This is a genomic window from Ruegeria sp. BHSB064 (assembly GCF_059613205.1).
This window is the reverse complement of sequence record NZ_JBXWSB010000158.1, coordinates 1-8,369: the sequence shown is the minus strand read 5'-3', so window position 1 is coordinate 8,369 and position 8,369 is coordinate 1. Positions and strand designations below refer to the sequence as shown.

Genomic DNA, 8,369 nt, shown 5'->3' with positions numbered 1-8,369 from the left:
CCGGTTCCCGTGCAGATGGCATGTCTTTACACGCACCGGCGACATCAAGACCCGAAGGCGCGTTTGTTCATGGACTTCATGATCGAACGGATCGGAAAAATCGTTCGAAGCGCTGAGCTCCCAGCTTAAAACCCCCCGGCTCTCGATCAGCTCCCGCGATAGGTCGAATAGCCGTAGGGCGAAAGCAGAAGCGGGACATGGTAATGTGCCTCTGCGTCGGACATGCCGAACCGGATTGGAACCTGATCCAGAAACAAGGGATCGTCTCCGTCCTGACCAGTTGCACGCAGGTAATCGCCTGCAAAGAAAATCAGTTCGTAAGTGCCCGTTTTAAACGCGTCCTGCGGCAATATTGGGCTGTCGGTCCGGCCATCCGCGTTGGTTACCATCTCAACCAGTTTGCGATGAGAGTTGCCGGACACGCGGTAAAGCGCGATTTTCAGCCCCTCGGCAGGGCAGCCAAGTGCGGTATCCAGTACATGAGTTGTCAAATAGCCTGCCACCGGTCTCTCCTATCATGTGCCTTTTGGTTTTTGACAGTCTGGCGCAAAGTTCGAAACAGTTGAAATGCCGAAAGAACCGGAAACAGCGTTCGGATTGATTTGATAATCAAAGGCTGTGTTCTGGGGTAAGTCTGTTGGAAACAGAAATAGAAATGGACCATACCATGCAGCCGCCGCGTTACCCCCGGGACATGATCGGATACGGAGCAAACCCTCCGCAGGCGAAATGGCCGGGCGGGGCCAAGTTGGCCGTTCAGATTGTGCTGAACTATGAAGAGGGCGGCGAAAACTGCGTGCTGCATGGCGATGACGCGTCCGAGGCGTTTTTGTCCGAGATCGTGGGGGCCGCGCAATGGCCGGGTCAGCGGCATTGGAATATGGAGTCGATCTATGAATACGGCGCGCGCGCCGGATTTTGGCGTTTGCATCGGCTGATGAAGGATCTTCCGATCACGGTTTATGGCGTGGCCACATCCCTGGCGCGTTCGCCCGATCAGGTGGCGGCGATGAAGTCCGCTGGTTGGGAAATTGCCAGCCATGGTCTGAAATGGGTCGAACACAAAGATATGGCCCCGGAAGAAGAACGCGCACAAATAGCCGAGGCCATACGTCTGCACACAGAAGTTGTCGGTGAACGCCCGCGCGGCTGGTACACGGGGCGCTGTTCCGAAAACACAGTGCGTCTGGTCGCGGAAGAGGGCGGGTTTGCCTATGTCGCCGACACCTATGCGGACGATCTTCCTTATTGGATGCAGACCGGAGGGCGGGATCAGTTGATCGTGCCTTACACGCTGGATTGCAACGACATGCGTTTTGCCACCCCGCAAGGGTTCAATTCGGGCGATCAGTTTTTCGCGTACCTGAAAGACAGTTTTGATGCACTGTACGCTGAGGGTGAGGCGGGCGTTCCCAAGATGCTCTCGATCGGCTTGCATTGCCGCCTGATTGGCCGTCCGGGCCGGGTAATGGCGCTGAAACGGTTTCTGGATTACGCGCGGGGCTTTTCTGACGTCTGGTTCGCAACGCGTTTGCAAATCGCGCAGCATTGGGCAACTGCTCATCCGCCGTTGCATCGCGTGCGTCCGTCACAGATGGACCGTAAAGGGTTCGTCGAAGCATTCGGCGGCATCTTTGAGCATTCGGCCTGGATTGCTGAACGCGCTTTTGATCTGGAGCTGGGCCCGGCACATGACACTGCTGGTGGGCTGCACAACGCGTTGACGCGCATGTTCCGTTCGGCGTCAGAGAACGAGCGCTTGGGCGTTCTGACCGCACATCCGGATCTGGCGGGCAAACTGGCGCAGGCCAAACGGCTGACACAGGAAAGCACATCTGAACAAGCCTCAGCAGGTTTGGACGCATTGACTGATGCCGAGCGAGAGGCGTTTACGGAACTGAACCAGCGCTACACGCAGACATTTGGGTTTCCCTTCATCATTGCGGTACGGGACCATAACAAGGCGTCGATCCTAGATGCCTTCCAGCGACGTATTGAACAGGATCACGCAACGGAATTTGTCGAAGCCTGCCGTCAGGTTGAACGGATCGCCGAGTTTCGGTTGCGGGATGTGTTGCCCGCATGACCCGGCAGATCGTGACAGAAACAATCTCGGCAGGCGCATTTGCCCCTTTTGGCGATTTGATCGAGGCGTCTGGGCCGCCCGACAAGATCATCAACCAAGGGCAATGCGGGCGGTTTCATGACCGCGCGCAGTTGGATTTTTCTGATGGCCGGGCCGGGCTGAGTCTGTTCAACGCCAACCCCCGCGCGCTGCCCTGTACGCTTGAGATGGTCGAACGCCATCCGGATGGCAGTCAGGCTTTCATTCCCATGACGCATCAGCCTTTTCTGGTGATCGTCGCGGCAGACAATGCCGGGGAGCCGGGCGTCCCGCGCGCGTTCATAACCAAGCCGGGCCAAATGGTGAATTACCACCGCGGCACGTGGCATGGCGTTCTGACACCTTTACATGGCCCAGGTCTGTTTGCGGTGGTGGACAGGATCGGCACCGGATCAAATCTGGAAGAACACTGGTTCGACACACCTTACGAGGTGGTGCCGAAACCCAACGAAGCCGCGGGATAAGCGGCAATACCCCCGTGAACTCTGACTGAGAGGACAGTGCCCATGGCCGAAACTTCAATTGGAACACCCGAACAGCTTCGGGATCCGAATTTCACACCCGCGCTGCACAAGGCGATTCCACTGGGTATTCAGCACGTTCTGGCGATGTTCGTCTCAAACGTGACGCCTGCAATCATTGTCGCAGGTGCGGCTGGGTTTGGGTTTGGTTCGAACTCGCCCGATTTTCCAGAGCTTTTGTACTTGATCCAGATGTCGATGCTGTTCGCGGGCGTGGCAACATTGTTGCAGACGGTCACTCTGGGTCCGGTTGGGGCGGCGTTGCCGATTGTTCAGGGAACAAGTTTTGCCTTTCTGCCGATCATGATCCCGCTTGTGGCGGGCAAAGGGGTGGACGGGCTGGCTGCTTTGTTCGGGGGTGTGATCATCGGCGGAGTGTTCCATGCCTGTCTGGGGGCTGTCATCGGTAAGATACGCTTCGCTTTGCCCCCACTTGTGACCGGTCTTGTGGTCACAATGATCGGTCTGGCGTTGGTCAAGGTTGGCATCCAGTACGCTGCCGGAGGGGTTCCGGCAATCGGTACGCCAGAATACGGGTCAATGCTGAACTGGTCAGCGGCGATGGTCGTTGTTGTTGTAACGCTTGCGTTGAAATTCTTCGCCAGGGGAATGCTTTCGGTTTCAGCCGTCCTGATTGGTCTGGCGGTTGGGTACCTTTATGCATTGCTGGTCGGGATGGTGACCTTTGAGGCGATTGGTACAAGCTGGGGTCGCGCTTCGGCGTTTGCTCTGCCTGTTCCGTTCAAATACGGGTTTGAATTCTCATTTGCGGCTGTGATCGGTTTCTGCCTCATGGCCTTTGTCTCGGCTATCGAAACCGTTGGCGACGTTTCGGGTGTAACCAAGGGGGGCGCAGGGCGTGAGGCAACGGACGAAGAGATTGCCGGTGCAACCTATGCTGACGGTTTCGGCTCGGCACTGGCCGGTGTGTTTGGTGGCTTGCCCAACACGTCCTTCAGCCAGAATGTCGGTCTGATCGCGATGACAGGCGTGATGAGCCGCCATGTCGTGACCATTGGTGCCTTGTTCCTGATCCTGTGCGGGTTGGTTCCCAAGGTGGGTGCGATCATCCGGACCATTCCTATTGAGGTATTGGGCGGAGGCGTCATTGTCATGTTCGGGATGGTCGTGGCTGCGGGTATTTCGATGCTGTCAGATGTAGATTGGAACAGGCGCAACATGGTGATCTTTGCGATCTCGCTTTCCATCGGATTTGGGTTGCAGCTTGAACCCGACGCGGTTCAGCACTTGCCGGACACGTTGGGTATCCTGATGAAAAGTGGTCTTCTGCCGGCGGCGGTTATTGCGATCGTGCTCAACCTCATCCTGCCGGAAGAACTGACTGACGAAGCCACCGAAGAAGTATCGGGTGGAATGTCCGGGCATGGTGCAGGCAGCCTGCCTGGGCACAAGTAACCCGTTCCTCGCCGGATCACGCGCCATCCTTTAGGGCCGCGATCCGGCTACTCCGTCGCCATAAGGCGGGCGACGTCCAGCATCCGGGCCGAAAAGCCCCATTCATTGTCGTACCAGCCGAAGATCCGAACCTGATTTTTCCCGACCATGCGGGTTTCCGGCCCTGCAATGACCAATGATTCCGGGCGCGCGCGCAAGTCAGACGAGACCAGCGGCATATCTGTCCAGCCAAGCACGGGCGAGGCAGAAACAGCCTTTTTCAGCGCTTGGTCAAAGGTGCTGATGCTGAGGCCATGCTCAAGTGTCACGATTAAGTCCACGGCCGAAACGCTGGCCGTGGGCACACGGACCGCCGCGCCGGAAATGCGCCCGGCCAGATGCGGCAGGACCACATCGATCAGATGCATGGCGCTTGACGTTGTAGGGACCATTGACAGCGCACCGGCCCGCGAACGGGCAAGGTCGCCACGCGGCGCGTCCACCATCGGTTGGCTATTGGTATAGCAGTGGATGGTGGTCATATGACCAGAGGCAATGCCTGCGATGTCGTCGATCATCTTGACCAGCGGTGCCAACCCATTGGTGGTGCATGAGGCGTTGGACACGATCCTCGCGCTGCCCAGTTGATCCTCGTTGGCGCCCAAAACAATGGTCACATCCGCTGCAGGCGACGGGCCAGATATCAGCACCTTACCCGCGCCTGCGGTCAGACCGCGACGCGCAACGTCAGAGCTGCGGGCTATGCCCGTGCAGTCCAGCATCACGTCGACACCCGACAGATCAACGCGGGTCAGGTCGGCACTGTGGGTCATGGGAATCGTCCGCCCATCCACAATCAGCGCGGCATCCCCTTCGGACACATCGCCCGGGTAGGGGCCGAATGTGCTGTCATATTTGAACAGGTAAGCGCAGGTTTCCAGCGGTGCGATGTCATTGATCAGCACCAGCTCGATATCTGACCCTTCCGGCAGGGCCAGAACCTGCCGCAGGATCGTGCGGCCGATACGGCCGAATCCGTTAATCGCGAGTTTCATGCGCAAGCTATGGCAGGCCGTTCGGGCGACCTCAATGCCCTAACTGGCGTACTGTCAGTTGCAGCTGACCTGCGAAAAGAACTGACCCGAGATGTTCTGATACATACTGGCCACAATCGGTTTACATCCGGTTGCCTGCTGAATGGCGGCGATGGCCTGAAGGGTGCGCAACCGTGGTGGGGGGCCAAACGGTTTGAGATTGTTGTTGTCACGCGTGGCACGGTACACAACCGGCGCGTCCGAGACCTGTGTCACCGCCCAGGTGCGGCTCATGACGAACACGGATTTGGTCTCTTCCTTGGCGGAAATGGGCGAGGTGAAAAGGGTCGCAGACGCGGCGAGTGCGGCAATGGCCAGCAGGGCAGGGCGCAGTTTCATGGAACAATCTCCAATGCTCAAAATCAGAATTTGCTTGGATTTCAGCAAATTCCGACGCGCGTGTGAAGCCCCGAAGCCATAAATTCACGGCACGTCCCAGCGAGCCGACTTTTTACCTGGGGTGCAAAGACAAGGGCATATGCCGGTTGACGTCCTTATACAGCAGATACCGGAACCGCCCCGGACCACCTGCATAACAGGCTTGCGGGCAGAAGGCGCGCAACCACATGTAATCGCCCGCTTCGACCTCGACCCAGTCCTGATTGAGGCGATAGACGGCTTTGCCTTCCAGCACATAAAGCCCGTGCTCCATCACATGGGTCTCGGCAAACGGGATGACCCCGCCCGGTTCGAAATTGACGATGTTCACATGCATGTCGTGGCGCAGGTCCTGAGGGTCGGCAAACCGCGTTGTGGACCAGCGGCCATGTGTTCCCGGCATTTCAACCGGTGTCACGTCACGTTCGTTGGTTATGATCGGATCGGGCAAAGGCAGCCCGGGCACCGACTGATAGGCTTTGCGAACCCAGTGGAACCGTGCCACCGCATCGCTCGTGTTGTGCAAAGTCCAATCGTTTCCTGGCGGGATATAGGCATAGCCCCCTGTTTCCAAAACATGTTTTTCGGTGTTCAGGGTCAAGGTGACGGTCCCCTCGACCACAAAAAGAACGGCCTGGGCCTGCGCCTCGGTTTCAGGCTGGTCGCTGCCACCGCCCGGTTGCACCTCCATGATATATTGCGAGAATGTCTCGGCAAATCCACTGAGCGGACGCGACAGAACCCACAGGCGCGTGCCTTCCCAGAAAGGCAGGGAGCTGGTGACAATGTCACGCATCGTACCTTTGGGAATGACCGCATAAGCGTCCGTGAACATGGCGCGGTCGGTCAACAGTTGGTTCTGGCCGGGATGGCCTCCGGTCGGGGCGAAATAGGTTGGTTGGGTCATATTGAGCCTCGGGGGTCGTTTGTCAGGCACTATGGGCGCAAAGACCGGGCGCAGATAGGTCCACCGGCGCGATAGGTTTGTTCGGGATAATTTGAAGGTCGACGTCAGGGGCTTGGCCCTGCTGCGGCAGAGGTATATCCTTGGACCCAAATGATTTCAGTTCTGTGAGGCCGCTATGAAAGCCCTGTTTTTATCCGCAATCGCCGCTAGTGGTGTTTTTTTGATGACCGGTTTGGCAGACGCCAAGCCATTGTCGCGAATCATTGCAGAGATGGGCCTATCGCCCGCAGATTTCGAAGTGGTCAATGCAACCGCGAACACGATGCTGACCAGTGGTACGCCTTCTGTTGGTCAAGAGCGGGCCTGGAAAAACGACGATACCGGATCGAAAGGCACGATCCGAGTGCAAAATGTGCAGGGCAACTGCGTCAGCCTGCAGCACGTCGTTCAGCCGGAAGGCGGGGATCAGAGCCGCGAGATCAGAACCCGCCGGTGCAACGACGGCAATGGCAACTGGATTCTCACGCCCTGATCTGCGGCAACGGCCTCAATAACCCTGCGCCCGATCCACTTCATGCAGCAAGGGCGCGCCAGCGCTGAGCCGCCGAAAGTTCTCGGCAACATCCGAAAGCGCGTCACCCAGATGCCACCCCGAAACATGCGGTGTAATCGTCACGCCGGGATGGGCCCATAATGGGCTGTCCTGCGGCAGTGGTTCGACCGATGTAACGTCCAGCACGGCATGACCGGGTGTGCCTTTATCCAGCGCTTCGATCAGGGCGGCCTCATCAATCAGATCCCCGCGCCCGGCGTTCAGCAATTGGCTGCCGGGTTTCATCATGGCCAATGTTTTTGCATCGAACAAACCAACCGTCTGAGGCGTCGAAGGCAAAATCGCGCACACATGATCGCATTGACCCAAAAGGTCAGGCAGGGTGTCTTGCCCGTGCAGACAGTTCACGCCTTCTATGGATTTTGGTGTGCGGCTCCAGCCCATGACCTGCAATCCGACGGCCCGCAGCATCAGGGCGGTGCGGGCCCCGATATGACCCAGCCCCAGAACGCCAACGCGTGTGTCTGGTGTAAAGATCGGCTCTCGCGGCGACCATTCCGCCCGGGATTGGGCGGCCTCGTGGAACGCCATGTGTCGTTGGGCGCGTAGGATGTATGCCACAAACCACTCGGCAATGCCCTGTGCAGGGGCATCCGGTTTCAGGCGCGCGATGCGGACATGGGCCGGAAGGTCGGGATGGCTGACAATGGTTTCCACGCCCGCCCCCAACTTCTGAACCAGTTTCAGGTTGGGCAGTCGCGCGGGATGGTCGCTTTGCATGCCGACCAGCGCCAGCATCGTGATGTCTTCCGGGTTCCCAAGCGTTTGGGGCGTGCGGATATCCGCATCCGGCGCTGCGGCCTTCAATTTGGCAGCAATTTCTTCATCGCCTATCCAATCGGACAACCCGGTTTCGATCAACAACGCCATGCGCGGCTCCTGCGTAGAATTTGGTGTGGTGACGTCCCGTCACTGTGGTGGACAGGCTCGGGGCAGTTAAGCCATCCTTGCTGCAAAAGTATAGCCCGGTTCCGACGCCTGAGGAGGATGCTTCCGTGAACATGTCATTTACCCTGCGCGAGGAAAACCGCGTTCTTCTGGAACGTGTTTCTGAAATGATCCGGAATGAGATCATGCCGCTGGAGGAGGAATACCACGCGGAAATCAACAAGGGCGACCGCTGGCAATACACACAGCGCCAAGCCGAAATTCTTGAAGGGCTAAAGGCCAAGGCCAAGGCGGCGGGTCTGTGGAATTTCTGGCTGACCGACAGTGACAAGGGATTTGGCCTGACCACCGTGGAATACGCATATTTCGCCGAAGAAATGGGAAAGACCCCGCTTGGGGCCGAAGTGTTCAACTGTTCGGCCCCTGACACAGGCAACATGGAAGTTTT

9 protein-coding genes and 2 pseudogenes are annotated in these 8,369 nt (G+C 58.1%); 6 read left to right on the top strand and 5 right to left on the bottom strand.

Annotated features, from left to right (window positions below):
• Positions 1–129, top strand: a pseudogene (locus tag AC2FNU_RS22410) (LysR family transcriptional regulator); the annotation flags it as partial.
• Positions 130–146: 17 nt separating this feature from the next.
• Here AC2FNU_RS22410 and uraH read toward each other — a convergent pair.
• Positions 147–503 carry a hydroxyisourate hydrolase gene (gene uraH, locus AC2FNU_RS22405; protein WP_496792865.1) on the bottom strand — a complete coding sequence of 119 codons (357 nt, stop codon included), beginning with the start codon at positions 501–503 and terminating at the stop codon, positions 147–149.
• A gap of 164 nt (positions 504–667) precedes the next feature.
• Between uraH and puuE the strand changes: the two genes are divergently transcribed.
• From puuE to AC2FNU_RS22390, 3 genes are read left to right on the top strand one after another with little or no spacing between them, the layout of a single operon-like run.
• Positions 668–2,086 (top strand): allantoinase PuuE, encoded by a 1,419-nt coding sequence (gene puuE / locus AC2FNU_RS22400; protein ID WP_496792868.1) that lies wholly within the window; start codon positions 668–670, stop codon positions 2,084–2,086.
• Entirely contained in the window at positions 2,083–2,589 is a 507-nt protein-coding gene (locus AC2FNU_RS22395) for an ureidoglycolate lyase (RefSeq protein ID WP_496792861.1), read from the top strand. The genes puuE and AC2FNU_RS22395 overlap by 4 nt, the downstream gene beginning before the upstream one ends.
• 42 nt (positions 2,590–2,631) lie before the next feature.
• Positions 2,632–4,062, top strand: coding sequence for a uracil-xanthine permease family protein (locus tag AC2FNU_RS22390; RefSeq protein WP_496792856.1), 1,431 nt, complete (start codon positions 2,632–2,634; stop codon positions 4,060–4,062).
• A 47-nt stretch (positions 4,063–4,109) separates the two neighbouring features.
• Here the strand turns inward: AC2FNU_RS22390 and AC2FNU_RS22385 are convergent, their stop codons facing one another.
• The 3 genes from AC2FNU_RS22385 to AC2FNU_RS22375 form a co-directional block, all read right to left on the bottom strand.
• Positions 4,110–5,096: a type I glyceraldehyde-3-phosphate dehydrogenase gene (locus AC2FNU_RS22385; protein WP_496792852.1), complete on the bottom strand. Its 987-nt coding sequence runs from the start codon at positions 5,094–5,096 to the stop codon at positions 4,110–4,112.
• A gap of 54 nt (positions 5,097–5,150) precedes the next feature.
• Complete coding sequence (locus AC2FNU_RS22380; RefSeq protein WP_496792846.1) at positions 5,151–5,474, bottom strand: hypothetical protein; 324 nt, start codon at positions 5,472–5,474, stop codon at positions 5,151–5,153.
• Between the two features lie 112 nt (positions 5,475–5,586).
• Positions 5,587–6,420 carry a bifunctional allantoicase/(S)-ureidoglycine aminohydrolase gene (locus AC2FNU_RS22375; protein ID WP_496792844.1) on the bottom strand — a complete coding sequence of 278 codons (834 nt, stop codon included), beginning with the start codon at positions 6,418–6,420 and terminating at the stop codon, positions 5,587–5,589.
• A 175-nt stretch (positions 6,421–6,595) separates the two neighbouring features.
• Here AC2FNU_RS22375 and AC2FNU_RS22370 point away from each other — a divergent pair, with 175 nt between their 5' ends.
• A complete protein-coding gene (locus AC2FNU_RS22370; protein ID WP_496792839.1) occupies positions 6,596–6,952 on the top strand; it encodes a hypothetical protein in 357 nt (118 codons plus the stop codon).
• 15 nt (positions 6,953–6,967) lie between these two features.
• Here the strand turns inward: AC2FNU_RS22370 and AC2FNU_RS22365 are convergent, their stop codons facing one another.
• Positions 6,968–7,903, bottom strand: coding sequence for a 2-hydroxyacid dehydrogenase (locus AC2FNU_RS22365; RefSeq protein ID WP_496792835.1), 936 nt, complete (start codon positions 7,901–7,903; stop codon positions 6,968–6,970).
• A 131-nt stretch (positions 7,904–8,034) separates the two neighbouring features.
• On the opposite strand from AC2FNU_RS22365, the pseudogene AC2FNU_RS22360 reads away from it, so the two are divergent.
• Positions 8,035–8,369 (top strand): annotated as a pseudogene (locus tag AC2FNU_RS22360) (acyl-CoA dehydrogenase); the annotation flags it as partial.